This window comes from Streptomyces sp. (assembly GCF_019510245.1).
In the GTDB taxonomy this organism is placed as follows: Bacteria; Actinomycetota; Actinomycetes; order Streptomycetales; family Streptomycetaceae; genus Streptomyces.
Window position 1 is genome coordinate 18285 of sequence record NZ_JAEKKT010000114.1, and the last position, 20145, is coordinate 38429.

The window sequence follows — 20145 nt, forward strand, 5'->3', positions numbered from 1 at the left end:
TCTGCCATGGCTACTGCACAACGCGACCACGCCACGCACTGGCGTGAACAGGGAGCTTGCGTGCGCCTCGACCCCGATCTGTTCTTCCCCATAGGCGACGGCGGCCTGACGCACGTTCAGGTCGCCGAGGCCAAGGCCGTCTGCCGTCGGTGCCCGGTCATGGAGCAGTGTCTCGGCTGGGCCATGCGGGTCGAGCAGGTGGACGGCATCTGGGGTGGGACGACGGAAGGCGAGCGCCGTCTGATGAGGCGGCGCGACGGCGCCGAGCACCACCTCGGGGCCACGCATGTCACATCCACGCCTCCTGCACGGTCATACGGGTGGAAGCAGTCATGAGCCTGCTCGCCCAGGGAGCGCAGATCAGGCGCCCCGCTGACTCGGTTCTGCCCACGATCAGCGACCGACCTGCCGTATCCGTTCCCTGTCCGGCTGCAGGGCGGGCTCATGTCGTCAACGGCGTCCCTTTGCGGGCCGGGTGAGGAATGGTTGCCGGGGCATGGATGATCAGAGCCAGAAGGAAGAAGCGGCCGAAGGAGGCGGTGGGGAGCGCATTGCCCGCTGGGCGGACGGACGCCTCGGCCCGTACGGCCTGTTGCGGGCCAGAGCGCGCAGGGCCTCCCCCGACCACTGGTCCTTCTTGTTGGGAGAGATCTGTCTCTACAGCTTCCTCGTCATCGTCGTGACCGGGATCTACCTGAGCCTGTACTTCCATCCGTCGATGAAAGAGGTGCAGTACGACGGCAGTTACCTGCCGTTGCGGGGGCGGACGGTGTCGGAGGCGTTCGACTCCACCATGCACGTCTCCTTCGACGTCCGTGGCGGCCTGTTGATCCGGCAGGCGCACCACTGGGCGGCCCTGGTGTTCATCGGGGCCGCGCTCGTCCACATGCTGCGCGTGTTCTTCACCGGCGCCTTCCGCAAACCCCGTGAATTCCAGTGGCTGTTCGGCTTCCTGCTGCTGGTCCTCGGGATGTTCGGAGGGCTGACGGGATACGACCTGCCGGACGACCTGCTGTCCGGCACCGGGCTCGCCGTCGTGAACGGGACGATCCTTTCCATACCGGTCGTCGGAACCTACCTTTCGATGTTTCTCTTCGGAGGCGAGTTCCCGGGCGGCGAACTGGTGGCGCGCTTCAACGCGATCCATGTCCTGGTCATCCCGGCCGTCATGGTGGGCCTGCTCGTGGCCCACCTGATCCTGCTGCTCCACCACAGGCACACGCAGTATCCGGGCCCGGGACGGCACAACAGGAACCTGGTGGGCCCGCCGCTGAAGGTGCGGGCGGTGAAGTCCGCGGGCGTCTTCTTCCTGGTCGCCGGTGTCGTCCTCGCGATCGCGGCACTCGTGCAGATCAATCCGATCTGGCTGTACGGCCCTTACCGCGTCGACCAGGTCTCGGCCGGATCGCAGCCCGACTGGTACATGGGCGTGGCGGACGGACTGCTGCGCGTCATGCCCGGCTGGGAGATCGCCCTCTGGGGCCACACCCTGGCCCTGGACAACCTGATTCCGCTGGTGGTGGGCGTCGGTTTCTTCCTGGCCATGGGCGCGTATCCGTTCGTGGAGTCCTGGGTGACCGGGGACGATCGTGAGCAGCACCTGCTCGACAGACCGCGCAACCGCCCCGTGCGCACGGCCCTCGGTGTCGCCTGGATCGGCTTCTACCTGGTGTCGCTCGTCGGCGCGGCGAACGACATCATCGCCACCCGGTTCCACCTCTCGGTCGAATCAGTGACGTGGGCGGTCCGCATCGGCCTGTTCGTCGTGCCGGTCGCGGCCTACGCGGTGGCCAAGCGGTGGGCGCTCGGTCTGCAGCGCACAGATCGCGACAAGGTGCTGCACGGTCGCGAGACGGGCGTCGTCAAGCGCCTGCCGCACGGCGAGTTCGTCGAGGTCGACGAGCCTCTCGGCCGGGCGGAGCTGCACCTCCTGACCCAGCACGAGCAGTACACGCCGATCGCGCCCGGTGCGAACGGCGGGGGTGCCGGCGCCCGTCTCACCCGGCGCCTGCGGGCCGGGTTCAGCCGCGCCCTCTACGGCGAGGGCTCGCAGGTCCCCAAGCCGACTCCGCAGGAGTACCGGGAGATCACCGACAACCACCGTGTGTGACCGTGCTGCCCGGCTGTCGGCGGACGGTGTGGGAGAGAGGTTCGGAAGACTGTGCCGAGAACATGTCTCATCGTGGACTTCGGCGGTGTGCTCACCACGTCACTCGATGACGCGGTACGTCGCTTCGAGGCCCGCGAGGGCCTTTCCGAGGGGGCGGTGGCGCACGGCTGGTACCGGAACCCGGCGATGGTCGCGCTCACCCACGACCTCGAACGTGGCCGGGCCACTCAGTCCGACTGGAACCGGCACCTGGGCCGGACGCTGGGCATCGACAGCACCGACCTGCTGGGCCGGATCTTCGCGGACTCCCGTCTCGACGATTCCATGGTGTCGGTGCCGGCCCGGGCCCGCTCCTGCGGCCTGAAGACTGGTCTGCTGTCCAACAGCATGGGCCTGGCGCCGTGGAACATGTACCAGGGCTTCGACATCGACGCGGCCTTCGACGCGGCGCTCGTCTCCGGGCGGCACGGCGTGCGCAAACCGGAGCCGGCGGCGTATCGGCTGCTCCTCACGATGCTCGAAGTGCCCGGCGAGGACTGCGTCTTCGTCGACGACAACGCGGAGAACCTGCCGCCCGCCGAGGCCCTGGGCATGGCCACTGTTCTGCATCGCAGCGCAGAGGACACCAGGACGCGACTCGGGGAACTGCTGGGCGTCGCCCTCGCGCCGGAGCCCGGTACGGCGCTCACGCCGATGGTGTGACATCGCGGCACGGCTGCGCGTGTCACGGACCCACGGTGCGTCCGGTCATCACTGCGAGACGTGCGCGGAACCAGGACGTGGGAACACGCGGCCGGCCAACGGCATGTCTGTCCGGAGATGTTCCGGTCGCCCGGTATGTCTGGCTCAGGACGCAGCAGATCTACGGAGGTGCAAGACGATGCCGGAGAAATCGGAAGGCTGGAAGACGGCGGTGACGGTGCTCCAGGATGCCGCACCGCTCGCCATTCCCGAGGGTGCGTCGGCGATGACCATTCAGGTCGAGTGGGAGCCCGGCGACCCGGGAACCCCGCCGCACCGCCACTCGGGCCCCTCCTTCGGGTACGTCGTCGAGGGAGCGGTCCGCTTCGAGCTCGAGGGCGAGCCCGAGCGCGTCGTCGAAGCCGGCGGGACGTTCTGGGAGCCGGGTGGTGATGTGATCCACTACCAGGACGGCAACGCGCTGGCGGATGCGCGGACCAGGTTCGTCGTGACCATGATGTGCGCGCCAGGCAAGCCGATGCTCGAACTCGTCGGCGACCAGGAACTGGCCGAACGGGCCCACCTGCGCGCCCCGCGCCCCACCGGCTGACCACCCGCCCGTCCACACGCCGCTGTTCGACACGGATGCCGACCGCTCCGTGGGAGGGTGCACCTCGGCATGAGTGCCACTGAAGTCGTCCACTGCATGCTGACCACCCTGTTCGCGGCGGCCGCTGTCCGGGCGCTCCGGCTGAGCGTCCGGCCCCGGACCGGTGGTTGGCGCAACCGCGTCGACCACCTGCTGCACGCCGCCATGGCCCTGGCCATGGCGGTGATGCCGTGGAGCTGGGGCGGCGCCCTGCCCGCGCTGCCGCAGTCGGTCTTCTTCGCCGCCGCCGCACTGTGGTTCCCGCTGACAGCCGTCAGGAGCGGCCAGGAGGGACGGCTGCCGGCAACCGTGAGGCGACTGCCCTACGCGGTGGGCATGGCGGCGATGACCTGGATGTCGTACCGCGCGACCGGTCATGCGCACCGGACCATGACCGACGGCGTCCCGCCGGCCCACCAGGCCATGCAGGTCGGCCACTCCATGGGCGGATCGACGGCCGACAGCATCGTGACAGGCGTGCTGGCGCTGTACCTGCTCACATGTGCTCTGCACTCGCTGACCCGCGGCATGCCCGCACTGCGCACCACCACCGGCACGGTGGCCGACTCGACCAGCCTCAGCAGTGTCTGCCGCCGCTTCTGGGACGGAGCGACGGCCATGGGAACGCTGGTCATGCTGCTGATGCCCCATTGACGGAAACCGACTTCCTCCAGGAGAACGACATGACCACCACTCCCCCTGCGCTGTCCGACGACCTGCTCGGCGCCGACTTCTACCGCGACGAGGCTTCTCGCGGAGGAGGAACGCAAGATACTGCGCAAGGCCGCACCCTCCCGCGAGAAGCTCCGCGGGTACGGCCTGACAGCCCTGTGGTGTGCTGGGTGTACGTCTGGAGCGGTGCCGTGAGGTACTCGTCGAGCTCGTCGTCGCGGAGCCTGCCGAGCAGCACCGGGCCCGACGCGGTGGCGTGGGCGGGCAGGCGGGATCCGATGCGGCCGCCTATGGTCATCACCCGCCTGGTGCGGACCCGGGCGACGTAGACGATGTCCGGCAGGTCGAGCGTGTCCAGGGAACAGGATTCGTCGACCTGATCGGCCAGGTCGCGCATCAGGGGTTTCGCCATCTCGTCGACGCCGAGGGAGGCGAAGTGGTTCCAGCCCGGTTCGAGGATGCGGGGGGGAGCGAGAAGTGCCGGCCGTCCGACCGCATGTGTCCGAGGGACTTGAACATCAGCAGGATGCGGCGCGCGGAGGCCCGGGTGCTCTCGGTGAGCTGCGCGACCTCGCCGGCCGTGAGCCGTGGGTGCTCCGCGTCGAAGGTCCGCAGGACGGCGATGGCCCTCTCCAGCTGCTCCAGGCGAGGCTCGTCCAACTCCGTGTTCACGGCAGAGTGGACGGCCGGGCGGGCCCGCAGCGTCCAGGTGCTCGCCAAGGGCCCGGCCACGGCCGTCCGCGGCAGGCCGGACCCTGCCGCGGACACGGATCACCCTCGGCCGTCGGCGGGGGCGAGGACGATGTCGAAACGGACCTGCGTCCAGGTGCCGTCCACGTCCCGCCCGTCGGGCGTCGGCGTGCCGGCCGGGCGCTGCTCGAAGTCCTTGACCAGGGAGTCCTTGACGCCGAAGACGGTGTCGGAGTCGAGCAGCTCGTCGCCCCTGACGAAGATGTGCGTCACCAGCGTCCGGCACTCGGGCGCCTCGACCATGAAGTGCAGGTGCGAGGCCCGCATGGGCGAGCGGCCGGTCGCCGCCAGCATCCTGCCCACGGGACCGTCGTAGGGGATCGGGTACGGCGTCGGCGTGACGCCCCAGAAGCGGTAGCTGCCGTCGGCCTCCGTGAACAGGTGGGCGCGGGCGGCGGTCCGGTCGTCGCCGTACTGGACGTCGTAGAAGCCGTCCTCGTCCGCCTCCCACACCTCGATCTTCGCCCCGGCGATCGGGGCGCCGTCGGCGTCGCGGACGGTTCCCTCGACCCAGCACGGCTCCCCGGCCGCCCCGAAGGACATGTCCCCACCCGGCTCGATCCGCTGGGACCCCTCGACGAAGAAGGGGCCGAAGACGGTGGCCTCGGTGGCGTCGCCGTAGGCCTCGTTGTTGATCGCGATGGTCTGCATCGAGGCGCCGAGGGTGTCCGAGAGCAGGATGAACTCCTGGCGCTTTTCGTCGGTGAGGTGGCCGACGGCGGTCAGGAACTCGATGCCCTGGCTCCACTCCTCCTCGGTGAGACGGACGTCGCGCAGAAAAGCGTGGAGGTGCTTGACGATCCCCTGCATCAGCTCCCTCAGCCGGGCGTTCTCGCAGGAGTCGAAGGAGCGCTGCACTCGTGCGATCAGGTCCTCCTCGCGGGCCGTCTGCTCCGAGGACACGTGGTGGGTCATGAGGGGTCACTTCCTTCCCAGGCCGCACGCAGCAGCGCGGTGAGGTTCTCCTCGGTGACGGGGGTGGGGTTGCCGGCGGGGACGGCGGCGAGGACGGGGGCCACGGCCCGGGCGATGCCGGCCTCGGGCATGCCGTGGTCGCGCAGCGCCCGCGGGGCGTGGAGCGTCTCACGCAGTGCGGCGAGGCCCCCCACCGCCGTCGGGGCGCCGAAGGCCTCCGCGATGCGCCGCTCGGTCTCCGGCACGGCCGGGGCGTTGAAGGCCAGCACGTGCGGCAGTACCACGGCGTGGGTCTGGGCGTGCGGGAGGTTGAACATGCCGCCCAGCACATGGCAGATCTTGTGGTGCAGGCCCGAGCCGGCGGAGGCGAAGGCGACAGCGGCCAAGTAGGCGCCGTACAGGGTCTGTTCGCGTCCTTCGAGCCCGGTCGGGTCGGTGACCACGGCGGGCAGCCCCTGGGCCAGGCCCCGGATGCCCTCCCCCGCCAGCGCCCGGTCGACCGGGTCGGCGCGCGGGCCCCACATGGAGTCGACGCAGTGGGCCAGCGCGTTGAGGCCGCTGGCCACGGACAGCCCGACCGGCAGGCTGAGCAGCAGCGAGGCGTCGTAGACGATCGAGCGCGGCAGGACGCGGGGGTCGACGCCGGTGGTCTTCACGTCGCCCTCGGTCAGTCCCCAGACGTTCGTCGCCTCCGAGCCGGCGTACGTGGTGGGGACGGCCACGATCGGCACGCCGGTGGTCAGCGCCACCGCCTTGGCCAGGCCGGTCGTCGAGCCGCCGCCGACGCACACCAGCGCGTCCACGGCCCCCTCGGCGGCGGCCTTGCGGGCACGCTCGGCCACGTCGACCGGTACGTGCATGACGACCTCGTCGTGGCGCACCGCGACCGGCAGGTCCGCGCCGACGCGGTCGGCGTGGGCCGCCTCGGCGGGAGCGGCGATGAGCATCACCTTCGACGCCTTCAGCGCCGCCACTTCGGCGGCGACCGCGGCCGGTGCGTCACCGGGGGCGAAGACGACGCGCTGCGGGAGCGTCTCGTGGAGGAACCGCACGGTCACGCCTTTCCGAGGATCCGGGTGAGGGCGTCGCGCAGGGCCGCCTCGGGGTCGTCGGCGAGGCTCGCCGAGCGCCAGCCGACGTGCTTGTCGGGGCGTACGAGGATCGCGCCGGACTCCTCGACCTCGCGCAGCTTGGCCCAGTCGTAGTAGAGGTCCGTCACCTCGCGGCCGGGGCCGATCACCACGGTACCGAGCGGGATGCCGAGGTCCTGCGCGACCTTCTCGGCCGCGTCGGCCCAGTCCTCGCCGGCGATCCCGGTGATGAGGGTCCAGCGGGTGTACGGCGCCAGGTCCATCATGGCGTGCTTGGTGATGTTGTCACCGACCCAGGCGTGCGGAAGGTGCGCGCCGGGGCTGGTCGACATGGTGTAGTAGAGGTCCTCGTCCTCGCTCGGGGCGGGGCGGGTGCCGTCGGAGACGACAGCCGCGGACTCGTAGAACTGGCCGAGTTCGACGCCGTGCGCGTTGAACTCGTAGTTCTTGGTCTCCATCGCCGTCACGAGGGCGGCCCGCTTGGCTGCTCCTGCGGGTGTGTTGGCCTTCCGCTCCTCGATCAGGGCCCGCATCTCGTCCTCGTCCTTGGCGCCGAGGACGCCGAGGGCCTGGAAGATGTCGCCGAACTCGCGGCTGGACTTGTTGGCGCGGGTGACGATCCGCTTCGCGACGGGTGCCCGCTCCTGCGAGTACGTCTCCAGCAGCGAAGGACCGGCCTGCCCACGCAGGACCGCGGCGAGTTTCCAGGCCAGGTTGTAGGAGTCCTGGACGCTGGTGTTGGAGCCCAGGCCGTTGCTCGGCGGGTGCCGGTGGATCGCGTCGCCGGCACAGAAGACGCGGCCCTTGTGGAGGTGGGTGGCGTACATCTCGTTGTTGCCCCAGAGGCTGGTGCCCGTGATCTCGACGTCGAGGTCGGGGATGCCCAGCAGCTGGCGCACGATGCGGATCGCCTCGGCTTCGTCGACCACGGGGGGCTCGCCCGCGATGTCGTAGCCCCAGACGATGAGCCACTCGTTCCAGGGGCGCACCATCCGGACCAGGCCGGCGCCGATGCCACCGACGTTGGCGCCCGGCTGGATCACCCAGTACAGGACCGACGGGCGATGGCCGACGTAGGAGGCGATGTCGGCCTTGAAGGTGATGTTCATCGATCCGGCGATGTCCATCGCACCTTCGTAGGGCAGGCCGATGTCCTCGGCGACCCGGGAGCGGGCGCCGTCGGCGCCGATGAGGTACTTCGCCCGGATGTCGTACTCCTGGCCGGTGAGCCGGTCGCGGACCCGGACCGTGACGGCGGTGTCGTCCTGGGTGTGCGAGAGGTACTCGGTGGAGAAGCGGGTCTGGGTGCCGCGGACGGTGGCGTTCTTGACGAGGATCGGTTCGAGGTACGTCTGCGGGATGTCGACGGTGAGACAGGGCGAGGCCAGCCGGTAGTCCGCCTCGCGGTCGGGGCGGGTGCCCCAGGTGTGGATACGGCCGATCTCCTCGCCCGCGATGGCGGTGCAGAAGACCGTGTCGCCGACGAGGCCGTGCTCGGTGGCGTCGGCCAGTACCTGGTCCTCGATCCCCATGTCGCGGAAGATCTCCATCGCCCGCTGGTTGGTGATGTGCGCCCGAGGGGTGTTCGCGGTCCACCGGTACTTGGTGATCACGATGTTGTCGACGCCCAGGGTCGACAGGAACAGGGCCGCCGAGGCGCCGGCCGGGCCGGAGCCGACGATCAGGACATCGGTCTCCACCTGTGCCGATGCCGGCAGTGCGGTCTCTTGCTGACCGTCGTTGAAGTCGGGCATGGGGCCGCTCACCTTCTTGTCGCGCGGTTCTGAAGGCAGCGTGCGCCCCATCCCGGTGGTACACGGCGGGTTGGGGCGGCGGACGGCCGAAATCCGTATGCCGCGGTTCTTCAGCCGCGCTTCGCGGCCGTACGGCGCAACGCGCCCGCCGTGATGCCGAAGCGGGCGTGGAAGGTCTGCGAGAAGTGGGCGACCGAGCTGAAACCGCAGGCGGTCGCCACGGTCGCGGTACGGGCCGAACCGGCGCCGGGGCCGGTCAGCAGACCGTAGGCGAGTTCGAGGCGCCGTCCGAGGACGTAGCGCGGGAAGCTCGTGCCGGCGTCCGCGAAGACGCGGGTGAGCTGACGCACGCTGATCCCGACGGCTTCGGCGACCTCGGAGGCCGACAGGCGCGGATCGTGCAGCCGGTCCTCGGCGTGGGCGCAGGCCAGCGCACGGTGTACGACCGGTGGCCGGGTGATGCCGTCGCCCACGAGCGCGGACGCGAGATCGATGACCGTCTGCTCGTCGGGCCGGGTGGGGGTCTCCACGCCGACGGCGCGTCCGACAAGGCGGGCGATCGCGCGAGCGTACGGGTTTTTCTCGCCGCGGCGGACGATGAGCGGTTCCCCGGCCCGCACGCCGTCCGGCAGCGCACGGCGGTCCACACGCACCGCCAGCTCGTCCAGCCCGTGGCCGAACCCGCGGACGAAGCTCCCGTCCGCGTCACAGACCAGAACGTCGCCGGGCCGGATGATCTGCGACCGGCCCGCCTGCCGGAACTGCGCTTCTCCGCGCAGGGAGACGTAGATCGCGAGGGATCCCGTGGGCCGACGTTCGATGAGATCGGCGGGGCGCTCCACCACGTGGGCCGTCGTACGGACCCTGGCCAGACGGACCCGCCCGAGGCCGAGGTTGTCCTCGCGCGCCCGGAAGTCCTCGCCGCCCGGCGTACGGCACTCCAGGGCGATCAGGGCGCTGGCGTTGTGCTCCTCCCAGGCCCGCAGCCGTTCCGCCGACGGCACATGTGCCGTCGAGAAGGCTTGCGCCGGGCGGGGTGCTGCGGGTGCGGGCTGCATGACTCTCAGGGTAGGCCCGGCTCGTCGGACGTAGAAGGCGATGAAGAGTGCTCGATGCTGCGCCGGGGGACGGCGTCCGGCCCGGCGTGGGGGTTCCGGACTGCGGTGTGCATCACAGGCCATTGTTCGATCAATGCCCGTCTGTTCGCTGAACCCATGGCTTGGATGCTCAGGTGCCGGCGGAGGGGACAAGGACGGTCGGTCAGGGCCGGAGCATCCGGTGGATGACGTCGATCGTCCGGCCCAGGTGCGGCTCCGTCCGGTCGGTCCGGTGTGCGACGGCGAGTTCGACGGTGGCGGCCGGGCGGACCAGCGGTCGGTAGGTCACACCCGCCAGGGCCAGTGCGGTCACCGGTTCGGGCACGACCGCGACGCCGAGGCCGCCGGCCACCAGGGTGACCAGTGTGGAGGTCTCGCCGACCTCGTGCCGGACGTGCGGGTCGAGGCCGGCGTCCCGGAGCAGCCCGAGCACCACGCCGTACATCACCGAGCGCCGGTCCGCGGAGTGGACGATGAGTTCGGTGCGCCCCAGGTCGGCCGCGCGGATCTGCTTCCGTCGGGCCAGCGGGTGGTCGGCGGGCAGCGCGACCACCAGCCGGTCGCGCCGCAGCGGGGTGACCGTGAGCGAGAGGTCCGTGACCGGCGGCCGCAGCAGCGCGATGTCGATCTCACCCGCCCGCAGGGCCTCGACCTGGTCGGGCGCGAGCATCTCGCCGCGGAAGGCGAAGTCCACGCCCGGCAATTCGGTCGCGAGGTGGCGGGACAGTGCCGGGAGCAGGCTGTACGTCGCCGAGCCGACGCAGCCGATCGCGAGGTGACCGACGGCTCCGGCCGCCACCCTGCGGGCCTCGTGGGCGGCCTCGTCGACGTCGGCGAGGATCGCGCGGGACCGGGCGAGGTAGGCGCGGCCCGCTTCGGTCAGGTCGACGCGGCGCGTGGTGCGGTGCAGCAGCTCGACGCCGAGTTCGGCCTCCAGCTGGCGGATCGCCTGGGAGAGCGGCGGCTGGGCCATGTGCAGCCGGTCGGCGGCGCGGCCGAAGTGGCGCTCCTCGGCGACGGCGACGAAGTAGGTGAGGTGGCGCAGATTCACCACTAAGACTCTCAACATCTCAATTGGGTGGGATATCGGTCCTTCACTGTATCAAGGTTCGTGCCTAGCGTGGTCGCCATGACAGCTTTCGTCTATGCCGCAGCCCGCACGCCGTTCGGGCGCTTCAACGGCGCTCTCGCGGACGTCCGTCCCGACGACCTCGCGGCGACCGCGATCAACGGCGTACTCGCCAAGGCCCCCGGCCTCGACCCCGCCGCGATCGGCGAGATCGTGTGGGGCAACGCCAACCAGGCCGGCGAGGACAACCGGAACGTCGGCCGGATGGCCGCCCTGCTGGCCGGGGTCCCGGTCTCGGTGCCCGCCACGACGGTCAACCGGCTGTGCGGGTCCTCGCTCGACGCCGCGATCATCGGCTCGCGCACCATCGAGGTGGGGGACGCCGACGTCGTACTCGTCGGCGGGGTGGAGTCGATGACCCGGGCGCCCTGGGTGCTCCCCAAGCCCGACCGCGCCTTCCCGGCCGGCAACGTCACCGCGGTCTCCACCACGCTGGGCTGGCGGCTGGTGAACTCCCGGATGCCGGCGGAGTGGACGGTCTCGCTCGGCGAGTGCAACGAGCAGTTGCGGGAGCGGTTCGGCATTTCGCGCGAGCGTCAGGACGACTTCGCGCTCCGCTCCCACCGACTGTCCGCCGCGGCCTGGGACGAAGGGTTCTACGACGATCTCGTCGTCCCCGTCGAGGGCATCGACCTCGCCCGCGACGAGGGCATCCGTACGGACTCCTCGCCGGAGAAACTGGCCGCGCTGAAGCCGTGGTTCCGCAAGGACGGCACGATCACCGCGGGCAACTCCTCGCCGCTCAACGACGGTGCCTCGGCTGTGCTGTTGGGCTCCGAGTCGGCTGCGGACGCCATCGGGCGGGCTCCGCTGGCCAGGATCGCCGGTCGCGGTGCGCACGCGCTGGAGCCGCAGGCCTTCGGTTTCGCGCCGGTCGAGGCGGCCGATCGGGCCCTGGCCCGGGCGGGCGTGAAGTGGGACCAGGTCGGCGCGGTGGAGCTCAACGAGGCGTTCGCCGTGCAGTCCCTCGCCTGTGTGGACGCCTGGGGCATCGACCCGGACATCGTGAACGTCAAGGGGGGCGCCATCGCGATCGGGCACCCACTCGGCGCCTCCGGGGCGCGCCTCCTCGGCACGCTCGCGAAGGTGCTGGCCGAGCGCGGCGAGCGGTACGGCGTGGCGGCGATCTGCATCGGGGTGGGACAGGCGCTGGCAGTGGTGCTGGAGAACGTGGAGGTGACCCGTTGAGCCGGGCCGAGGTGCTCGAGAGCGTCGACGACGCGGTGGCCGGAATCAAGGACGGCAGTACCGTACTGGTGGGCGGCTTCGGGATGGCCGGTATGCCCTTCGACCTCCTCGACGGGCTCATCCGGCAGGGCGCGCGGGACCTGACGATCGTCAGCAACAACGCCGGCAACGGTGAGGTCGGCCTGGCCGCGCTGCTCAAGGCCGGGCGGGTGCGGAAGGTGATCTGCTCCTTCCCACGGCAGAGCGACTCCTATGTCTTCGACGAGCTCTACCGGGCAGGCGAGGTCGAACTCGAAGTGGTCCCCCAGGGCAACCTGGCCGAACGGCTGCGCGCGGCCGGTGCGGGCATCGGCGCGTTCTTCTGCCCGACGGCGGTGGGCACTCCGCTCGCCGAGGGCAAGGAGGTCCGCACCATCGACGGGCGCGAGTACGTCCTTGAGTACCCGATCAGAGGCGACGTCGCCCTCGTCGGGGCGCACCGCGCCGATGGCATGGGCAACCTCGTCTACCGCAGGACGGCCCGCAACTTCGGGCCCGTCATGGCCACCGCCGCCACCCTCACGGTCGTCCAGGTCGCCGAGGTGGTGCCGGTCGGCGCCCTGGACCCCGAGGCCGTCGTGACACCGGGCATCTACGTCGACCGGATCGTGCCGGTCCGGCAGCGTCAGTACCTGACCCGAGGAGCCCGCTGATGGCACTCTCCCCCGACGAACTCGCCGCCGTCGTCGCCCGCGACATCCCGGCCGGCTCCTACGTCAATCTGGGCATCGGACACCCGACGAAGGTCGCAGACCATCTGCCGGCGGACTCCGGCGTCGTCCTGCACACCGAGAACGGCATGCTCAACATGGGCCGGGCCGCCACCGGCGACGAGATCGACCCGGACCTGACCAACGCGGGCAAGGTGCCGGTGACCGAGTTGCCGGGCGCGTCGTACTTCCACCACGCCGACTCCTTCGCGATGATGCGCGGCGGCCACCTGGATGTCTGCGTGCTCGGCGCCTACCAGGTCGCGTTCAACGGGGACCTGGCCAACTGGCACACCGGCCGCCCCGGCGACATCCCCGCCGTCGGGGGTGCGATGGACCTGGCCATCGGCGCCAAGGACGTCTACGTGATGATGACGCTGTTCGCCAAGAACGGCTCCCCCAAACTGGTGCCGGCCTGCACCTACCCGCTCACCGGCCGGGGCTGCGTGAGCCGGGTCTACACCGACCACGGGATCTTCGACCTCGCCGGCGGCGAGGTGAGGATGCTTCAGACGTACGGCACCAGCGCCGAGGACCTGTCGGCCAGGCTCGGGCTCGACCGCGTCACCTGAGGTGATCGGCGCCGCCGGGCCAGACGCCGTAACGGCCCGGCGAGAGCACGCCGCCCGGGTCCACCGCGTCCTTTGGCTTCGCCGGGAACCGGTGGGACGCGCCGTCGTCGAAGGACAGCACAGCCCGGCCGCGTCGTCCATCAGGTCGAGGTGGGCGCGGTAGGCGACGTACCCCATGGGGCCGAGTTCCCGCACGACCCGGTGCGCGGCGGCCACCCGCGGCCTTCACCGCGTCCGCGTCGTTCTTGTCGTTCTTGTCGTTCTTTCGTTCTTGTCGAAGCCGATGGCCGTGCCGACGGCCGCCGCCCGGGCGCCCACCGGCGGCACGCCGATCTGCGGGAGGAAGCCCGCGGCCACCACGGTCTCCTGGACGGCCGCGCCGGCCTCGGCCACGGCGGTGCCGTGCATCGGCACCACCGGGGAGACCTCCAGGTGGCCGACGAAGTCCGGCAGGAGTCCGGCAGTTCCGGGCGCGGCATGCCGATCGGGGTCTTCTCGGAACCCCGCCGACTCGCGCTGTCGCGCACCTCGCGTACGGCGACCGCCACCGGCCAGGATCGGAACGCCGCCGGACCGCGCAGCCCGGAGGTGCCGTTGGCCACCTTCGGCATCGCTCCTGGACCACGTCGTCCACGTCCGCGTGGCCCTGCAGGGCACGGCCGACGATGTTGTAGACCAGGGGCAGAGACTTCGGCACCGTCGGCAGCGCATCCAGAGCCGGGGCGCCGCTCACCCGGTGCCGTCGGCGACACCGCCCCGTTCGACCGCCAGCCGGGTCAGTTCGACGCGGGTGTTGATCCCGAGCTTGGTGAAGATGTGTCTCATGTGGGTGTTGACGGTGTGCACGGACACGTGGAGCCGGTCGGCGATCGCCCGGTTGGTGAGTCCTTCCACGACGAGCGGGATCAGTTTCCGCTCGGATCCGGTCAGACTCCCCCACCCCGGAGAGATGTCCTTGCCCAGCCGCGGGGCGCCCGCGCGCACGCCCAGTTGCCGCAGACGCCGCACGAGCCGCTCGTGATCGCCCACGGCTCCCGAGGCCGACGCCAGCCGGCCCGCTTCTTCCAGACAGCGGATCGCCTGCGCCGTATCGGCCGAGGCGGCCATGAGCTCGCCGAGGTCCTCGCAGGCCGCGGCCAGAGCCAGTCGCCTGCCGGTGCTCCGGTAGCCGGCGACGGCGGAGGTGAGTGCACGCGGGTCGCCGTGGAGCAGCCCGTCCACGTGGGCACGGACGGCCGCGCTGATCAACTGGCCGTCGTCCCGGGCGGTCAGGGTACTCAGTGCGCCGGACACGGCCTGCGCGACCGACGGCGCCCCGCCGCGCAGCGCGATACGCGCGATGGCGGGCCAGTGTGACGGCGGGAGGGTGAGCAGCCGCGTCGGCTCGCTGTCCTCGACGGTCCCGGCGAGCGCCGCTGCCGCTGCCTGGTCCCTGCCCTCCGCGTCCGCCAGACAGGCGCGCGCGAGCGACACCCACAAGGCGTACCGCCGGGCGTTCGTGCCGGGGACGGCTTCGGCCTCACGGAGATGCTCCCCCGCCCTGGCGAGGTCGCCGCGCCTGATCTCCACCAGCGCCAGCACGGCGCGGGCCTGCGGATCCGGCTGGGTGATCTCGAGTTCGCCCGCCACCGCCAGACTGGCCTCGGCCTCCACGGCCGCGTCGTCCAGCGCGCCCTGTTCGAGCAGGGCGCAGGCACGGCGGGCGTGCCAGTGCGGAAGTGACCAGCCGAGGCCCAGCGCCTCCGCTTCGTGCTGGCCCTCACGCAGCACCCGCTCGGTGTCAGCGAGCCGGTCGGTGCTGGTCAGTACCGTGGCCAGCCACAGCGCCGGAATGCGCGGGGGCCTCAGGTAGGGCACGGCGGGCTCGGCACAGGCGCGTGCGGTGGCGGCCTCGGCGAGCTCCAGCGCTCGGCCGAGGCGCCCGCGGTAGAAGGACGTCTGCGACTGGAACACCATGACGCTGACCACGACGGCCGGATCGTGGCTCTGGTAGGCGGCCGCGACCAGGCCGGTGTCCGTCTGCTCGGCAGCCGTGATGTTCCCGAGGTGCACATGGCCCGTCGCCCGGGTCTTCAGCAGCAGGACCCGCAGGTCCTGCGGCAGCGCGGGAAGGTCCAGGGCCTGCTGGAGGTGGGTCATGGCGGCGGCGTCGTCGCCCGCGGCCTGGTGTATCTCGGCGGCCACCAGGCGCAGGTTCGCCTCCTGCGGCGGCTCCAGACCGTCCGACAGGGTCGCGTCGACCAGTTCGAGCGCCTCGTGGACCCGGCGGGTCCGGCCGAGGTACTCGGCGGCGTCGGTGAGCAGACCGACGCGGCGCCGGTCGCGCGGGGGCAGCAGGCCGGCGATCCGCCGGGCCAGGTCCGCGGCGGCGTCGGGGGCCGTCGACGACAGTTCCCGTACGGCGGTGTGCAGCCTGGTCACGGCGTCGTCGTCCACCGGGCCGCCCGCCATGACGACATGCCAGGCCACCTCCGCCGACCGTGCCCCGTCGGCGCGCAGGCTCTCGGCGGCCTCCCGGTGCAGCGCGGTCCGCACGGCAGGCGGCAGGCTCTCGTGGACGGCCTGGCGCAGGAGGTCGTGGCGGAAGGCGAGTCGCGGGCCGTCCGCCGAGAGCAGGCCGCTGTTCAGGGCGGCCTCCGCGCCGAAGAGCAGGCTGCCGACCTGCCTGCCGAGCATGCGGGCGGCGGTGCCGAAGTCGAATTCGCGGCCGAGGACGGAGCCGATCTGGACGAGGCGTACGGCGTCCTCCGGCAGCTGGTGCAGACGTGCGGCGACTCTCTGACGGAAGGCGACGGGGATGTCGCGGTACAGGCGGTCCGCCGCACCCGCCTCTGCTTCGGCGGCGTCCGGGCCGGGGAAAGAGCGCACCAGTTCGATCGCGAGGAACGGATTGCCCGCGACGCCTCGCAGCATCCTGGCCAGACCGGGGGACGGTTCCGTCCCGAGCACGTCGGCCGCGATGTGTTCCAGTTCCCGCTGGGGCAGCGGGCCGAGGGTCAGCCATCGGGCGCCGAGGCGCTCGAGGTCCTCCCGCACCCTGGCCACGGTCGGGCGCTCGGTCTCCGACCGTACCGCCAGCACCCACAGGATCCGCGAGGCAGCCAGTCGTCCGGGGAGCGTGCGCAGCGCGAAGAGCGTGGCCGGATCCGACCATTGCGCGTCGTCGACGAGCACCAGTACCGGGGCACGCTGGGCCCGGTCCTCCAGCGCGTCCGCGATGCCGTCCAGCAGCCGCAGGCGCTGGTCGTCCAGGCCCGCGGCGGCCCGGGGAGAACCGTCGTGGGCCTGCAGGGCCGACTGGAGGGCGGCTCCTGCCGCATACTGATCGAACTCGTCGGCCCTTACGGGGACCACGTCGAACCCGCAGCGCCGGGCCCGCTCGTCCAGCTCCGCGAGGAGCCGGCTCTTGCCGACGCCGGGCGCGCCTTCCACGACGACGCAGGCGCCCCGTCCGCCGCGCACCGCCACCAGAGCCTCGCGGACGGCCGCGATCTCACGGTCCCGGCCCCGCAGGCGCAGCCCGGTCCCGGCCTGGTTCCCACGCCCGGGGTCCAGGTGGCCCGTGGGGTCTGTGCCGCGCATGGGGCAAGCATGCCGCAGGCCACAGGTGCCCTCAACGCCGGTCCCCCGCCTCGCCGGCCGCGACCCTCGTCGTGAGCCGGCGGATCACTCCGCGGGGCGCGGGGCGCGCAGGTGGGCCCGCTTCTCCAGTTCCTCGTCGTCGACCAGGGTGAGCATCGGCTGGCCCGGCGCGCACATCATGAACACGATGTATTTGGCCGGCTCCTCCGAGGAGGCGTTGCCGTTCTGGTAGTGGATCACCTCACCGCCCGGCTCCCAGAACGTGTCACCTGCCTTGATCACACGTTCCGGCTCGCCTTCGAGCTCCCACCGGACCGCGCCTTCGAGGACGTAGCCGAAACACGGCCCCGAGTGACGGTGCGGAGGTGTCCCGGGGTCGCCCGGCGGCCACTCGACGAGGACGGTCATGCCCGAAGCACCCTCGGGAACGAAGGGCGGCCTGACGTCCGCCAGCATCCTGGGACCGTACTCGCTGTCCTGTGCGGCGCTCTCGGTCGCCGAGTCCTGTGCCGACATTGCTGCACCTCCGTAGGCCGGCCCGGAACGGATGGTCCGGCACTGCTGCTCCACGATCCACCCTGCATCCTGTCGGCGGCCCTCACAAACCAGGAGCGCGCGACGCGGCGTACGCACTACCACGGCAACGGCCGGCGTCCCGCGACGTCACCGGAGCCCGCCGTCGCGGAGACGAGGACGGGCCGCTCCGCGACTACAGGTGGCACCCCGGGCTCCCGTGGGTCTGACGATGCGGGGGCCAGGTCCTCCTCGGCCCAGACCACTTTGCCGCCCGGCACGGTGCGGAAACCCCATCTGCGGGACAGCTGGGCGACCAGGAAGAGGCCGCGGCCGTTCTCGTCATGGGTGCATGCGCTGCGCAGACGTGGGGCGCAGGCGCTGGAGTCGAACACTTCGCAGGTCAGGACCTGGTGCCGGATCAGGCGCAAAGTGATCTGACCGGTGCCGTGGCGGACGGCGTTGGTGACCAGTTCGCTGACGATCAGCTTCGTGGCGTCCGCGACGTCCCCCAGGCCCCATTCGGTCAGCTGACGGGCGGCCAGGTGCCGGGCGCTGCGGGCGGCGGTCTGGTCGCTGGGCAGCGTCCAGGAGGCCACCTGGGCGGGGTCGAGCGTACGGGTGCGGACGAGGAGCAGCGTGCGGTCGTCGGGGGGTGCCTGCCCCGGGAAGGTCTCCATCGCGCTGCTGCAGAGTTCTTCCAGGGAGCGGCCGGGTTGTGCCAGGGCGCTGCCGAGGCGGCGCATTCCCACGTCGATGTCGTGTTCGCGGGTCTCGACGAGGCCGTCGGTGTACAGGCCGAGGAGACTTCCCTCGGGCAGTTCCAGCTCCGCCGCCTCGTAGGGGACGCCCAGGCCCATGCCCAGCGGGGTTCCGGTGGGCAGGTCGGGGAAAGCGACCCGCCCCTGCGGGTCGATGACCGCGGGCGGCGGGTGCCCGGCCCGCGCCATGGTGCACCTGCGGGTGACCGGGTCGTACACCGCGTACAGGCAGGTGGCGCCCACGGCCGGGGAGTACTGCTCCGGAGCGTCGGCGTCGTCCTCGGCCAGCCGCCGGACCGTGTCGTCGAGGTGGGTGAGCAGTTCGTCGGGGGGCAACTCCATGTCGGCGAGGGTGCGTACGGCGGTGCGGAGCCGGCCCATGGTCGCGGCGGCGTTGATCCCGTGTCCGACCACATCGCCGACGACGAGGGCCACGCGCGCGCCGGACAGCGGGATCACGTCGAACCAGTCGCCCCCGACGCCGTGATCCATGTCGGCGGGGAGGTAACGCGACGCCGTGTCGACCGCCGCGCCCCCTTTCAGACGGTGCGGGAGCAGGTTCCGCTGGAGGGCGAGGGCGGCGGTGTGCTCGCGGGCGTACTGGCGCGCGTTGTCCAGGGCCAGCGCGGCGCGGCTGACGAGTTCCTCGGCGAGGAGCACGTCGACCTCCTGGAACGGCCCCGGGGCCGAGGTGCGGATGAACAGCACCATGCCCAGCAGGACGCGCCGTGCACGGATGGGGATGAGCATCAGGGAGTGGGTGCCGTTCTCGTGGATCGTCCGCGCCCGCGCCGGGTCCTGGTCGATCCAGGTGCCCGCAGCGGTGTCCAGGACCGGCTCCAGGTGGGACGTCCCGGTGCGCAGGACCTCGGTGAAGGGTGAGGCGGGCGGCCAGGGGACCACCTCGCCGTGCGCCCACGGGGACTCCGGGACCCCCTGGCGGATCGACGCCAGACCGGCGCGCCGGAAGACCGGGAGGCGCCGGCCCGAGGCGCCGATGTGGACCGGGGGCCCTTCGCCGAACGGGACCGACTGTTCGAGGTCCACGGCGACGTAGTCGGCGAGCAGCGGCACGGCCAGGTCGGCCAGTTCCTGGCTGGTGCGCATCACGTCCAGACTGCTGCCGAGGCGGGTACTGCCCTCGCTGAGGATGGCCAGGCGATCGCGCGCCCGCCGGCTCCCGCTGAGGTCGACGCTGATGACGCACACCCCCAGCACCTGGCCGTCGGCGTCCTGGAGGCAGAAGACCGAAGCCGCGTACGTGTGCTCCCGGTGCGGGCTCGACGGCAGCCACGTCCGGTGGTCGTGGACCTGCGCGGGCCCGCCCCGCATCACCTCCCGCATCGCCTCTTCGAGTGCTTCGGCCTCGGCCCCCGGCCGCACGTCGCTGAACCGCCGTCCGAGCCGGCGGTCGCGGGGGATGCCGTCGTGGCTCTCCATCGTGTCGTTCACCCAGGTGCACCGCAGGTGCGGGTCCCGCACGACGATGCCCATGGGGACGCGGGCGAGCAGCGACTCCCGCACCAGTTCGTTCGTCGTCTCCCCGGAGGCCTCCCCGATGTCGGTCACGGAGACGAGCCACCGGACCGTTTCGCCGTGCCCCGACAGCATCGAGACCCGCAGGCTCACGTCGAGCCCGTGCCCGTCCCTGTGCCGTACCGTCGTCGTGCCCGACCAGCCGCGCCGGGCGAGGCACCGGCCGACGAACTCGGCGGTCGTCGGCGCTTCTTCGGGGTACGGCAGAACGGCCGAGGCCGACCGGCCCACCATGTCGGCGGCGGAGTACCCGACCAGCCGCTCGGCGGCCCGCGTCCATCCGACCACCGTCCCCTGCTCGTCGAGCATCGCGATCGCCGACTCCGAGGGCTCACGGATGCTCGGCTGTGTACGGGGTACCGCTGTGTCTGTGCTGATCATCGAATCGTCGTCCTC

The 20145-nt window shown here is 71.6% G+C and carries 19 protein-coding genes; 8 read left to right on the plus strand and 11 right to left on the minus strand.

Translation table 11 applies throughout. The annotated features are described in order from the left end of the window. Window positions 1–6 precede the first annotated feature (6 nt). From JF597_RS06545 to JF597_RS06565, 5 genes are all read left to right on the plus strand, one after another. Entirely contained in the window at window positions 7–336 is a 330-nt protein-coding gene (locus JF597_RS06545; protein WP_293990512.1) for a WhiB family transcriptional regulator, read from the plus strand. Between the two features lie 160 nt (window positions 337–496). After that, window positions 497–2110: a cytochrome b N-terminal domain-containing protein gene (locus JF597_RS06550; protein WP_293990515.1), complete on the plus strand. Its 1614-nt coding sequence runs from the start codon at window positions 497–499 to the stop codon at window positions 2108–2110. 72 nt (window positions 2111–2182) lie between these two features. After that, window positions 2183–2812: an HAD family phosphatase gene (locus tag JF597_RS06555; protein ID WP_293990517.1), complete on the plus strand. Its 630-nt coding sequence runs from the start codon at window positions 2183–2185 to the stop codon at window positions 2810–2812. 178 nt (window positions 2813–2990) lie between these two features. Then, window positions 2991–3401 carry a cupin domain-containing protein gene (locus JF597_RS06560; RefSeq protein ID WP_293990519.1) on the plus strand — a complete coding sequence of 137 codons (411 nt, stop codon included), beginning with the start codon at window positions 2991–2993 and terminating at the stop codon, window positions 3399–3401. A 69-nt stretch (window positions 3402–3470) separates the two neighbouring features. After that, entirely contained in the window at window positions 3471–4094 is a 624-nt protein-coding gene (locus JF597_RS06565; protein ID WP_293990521.1) for a DUF5134 domain-containing protein, read from the plus strand. 79 nt (window positions 4095–4173) lie between these two features. Here JF597_RS06565 and JF597_RS06570 read toward each other — a convergent pair whose 3' ends face one another. From JF597_RS06570 to JF597_RS06600, 7 genes are all read right to left on the minus strand, one after another. Beyond that, a complete protein-coding gene (locus tag JF597_RS06570) occupies window positions 4174–4524 on the minus strand; it encodes an IclR family transcriptional regulator C-terminal domain-containing protein (protein ID WP_293990523.1) in 351 nt (116 codons plus the stop codon). After that, entirely contained in the window at window positions 4509–4880 is a 372-nt protein-coding gene (locus JF597_RS06575; RefSeq protein ID WP_293990525.1) for a helix-turn-helix domain-containing protein, read from the minus strand. The genes JF597_RS06570 and JF597_RS06575 overlap by 16 nt, the downstream gene beginning before the upstream one ends. Window positions 4881–4883: 3 nt before the next feature. Then, the gene (locus JF597_RS06580; protein ID WP_293990527.1) at window positions 4884–5777 is read right to left on the minus strand and encodes a dioxygenase; all 894 of its coding nucleotides are present in this window, start codon (window positions 5775–5777) and stop codon (window positions 4884–4886) included. Continuing rightward, window positions 5774–6829, minus strand: coding sequence for a maleylacetate reductase (locus tag JF597_RS06585; protein ID WP_293990529.1), 1056 nt, complete (start codon window positions 6827–6829; stop codon window positions 5774–5776). Before JF597_RS06585 ends, JF597_RS06580 begins: the two co-directional genes overlap by 4 nt. 2 nt (window positions 6830–6831) lie before the next feature. Beyond that, entirely contained in the window at window positions 6832–8622 is a 1791-nt protein-coding gene (locus JF597_RS06590) for an FAD-dependent monooxygenase (protein ID WP_293990531.1), read from the minus strand. A 110-nt stretch (window positions 8623–8732) separates the two neighbouring features. Continuing rightward, entirely contained in the window at window positions 8733–9680 is a 948-nt protein-coding gene (locus JF597_RS06595; protein ID WP_293990533.1) for a helix-turn-helix domain-containing protein, read from the minus strand. Window positions 9681–9882: 202 nt separating this feature from the next. Continuing rightward, window positions 9883–10770: a LysR substrate-binding domain-containing protein gene (locus JF597_RS06600; RefSeq protein WP_293990535.1), complete on the minus strand. Its 888-nt coding sequence runs from the start codon at window positions 10768–10770 to the stop codon at window positions 9883–9885. Window positions 10771–10848: 78 nt separating this feature from the next. On the opposite strand from JF597_RS06600, the gene JF597_RS06605 reads away from it, so the two are divergent. From JF597_RS06605 to JF597_RS06615, 3 genes are read left to right on the plus strand one after another with little or no spacing between them, the layout of a single operon-like run. Continuing rightward, the gene (locus tag JF597_RS06605; RefSeq protein ID WP_293990537.1) at window positions 10849–12036 is read left to right on the plus strand and encodes a thiolase family protein; all 1188 of its coding nucleotides are present in this window, start codon (window positions 10849–10851) and stop codon (window positions 12034–12036) included. Further along, complete coding sequence (locus JF597_RS06610; protein WP_293990539.1) at window positions 12033–12728, plus strand: 3-oxoacid CoA-transferase subunit A; 696 nt, start codon at window positions 12033–12035, stop codon at window positions 12726–12728. Before JF597_RS06605 ends, JF597_RS06610 begins: the two co-directional genes overlap by 4 nt. Then, window positions 12728–13357, plus strand: coding sequence for a CoA-transferase (locus tag JF597_RS06615; RefSeq protein ID WP_293990541.1), 630 nt, complete (start codon window positions 12728–12730; stop codon window positions 13355–13357). The genes JF597_RS06610 and JF597_RS06615 overlap by 1 nt, the downstream gene beginning before the upstream one ends. A gap of 225 nt (window positions 13358–13582) precedes the next feature. Here JF597_RS06615 and JF597_RS06620 read toward each other — a convergent pair whose 3' ends face one another. From JF597_RS06620 to JF597_RS06635, 4 genes are all read right to left on the minus strand, one after another. Continuing rightward, the gene (locus JF597_RS06620) at window positions 13583–13765 is read right to left on the minus strand and encodes a hypothetical protein (RefSeq protein ID WP_293990542.1); all 183 of its coding nucleotides are present in this window, start codon (window positions 13763–13765) and stop codon (window positions 13583–13585) included. 321 nt (window positions 13766–14086) lie between these two features. After that, entirely contained in the window at window positions 14087–16939 is a 2853-nt protein-coding gene (locus JF597_RS06625; protein ID WP_293990544.1) for a LuxR family transcriptional regulator, read from the minus strand. Window positions 16940–17023: 84 nt separating this feature from the next. After that, window positions 17024–17395 (minus strand): cupin domain-containing protein, encoded by a 372-nt coding sequence (locus JF597_RS06630; RefSeq protein ID WP_293990765.1) that lies wholly within the window; start codon window positions 17393–17395, stop codon window positions 17024–17026. 176 nt (window positions 17396–17571) lie between these two features. Next, entirely contained in the window at window positions 17572–20130 is a 2559-nt protein-coding gene (locus tag JF597_RS06635) for a SpoIIE family protein phosphatase (protein WP_293990546.1), read from the minus strand. Window positions 20131–20145 lie beyond the last annotated feature (15 nt).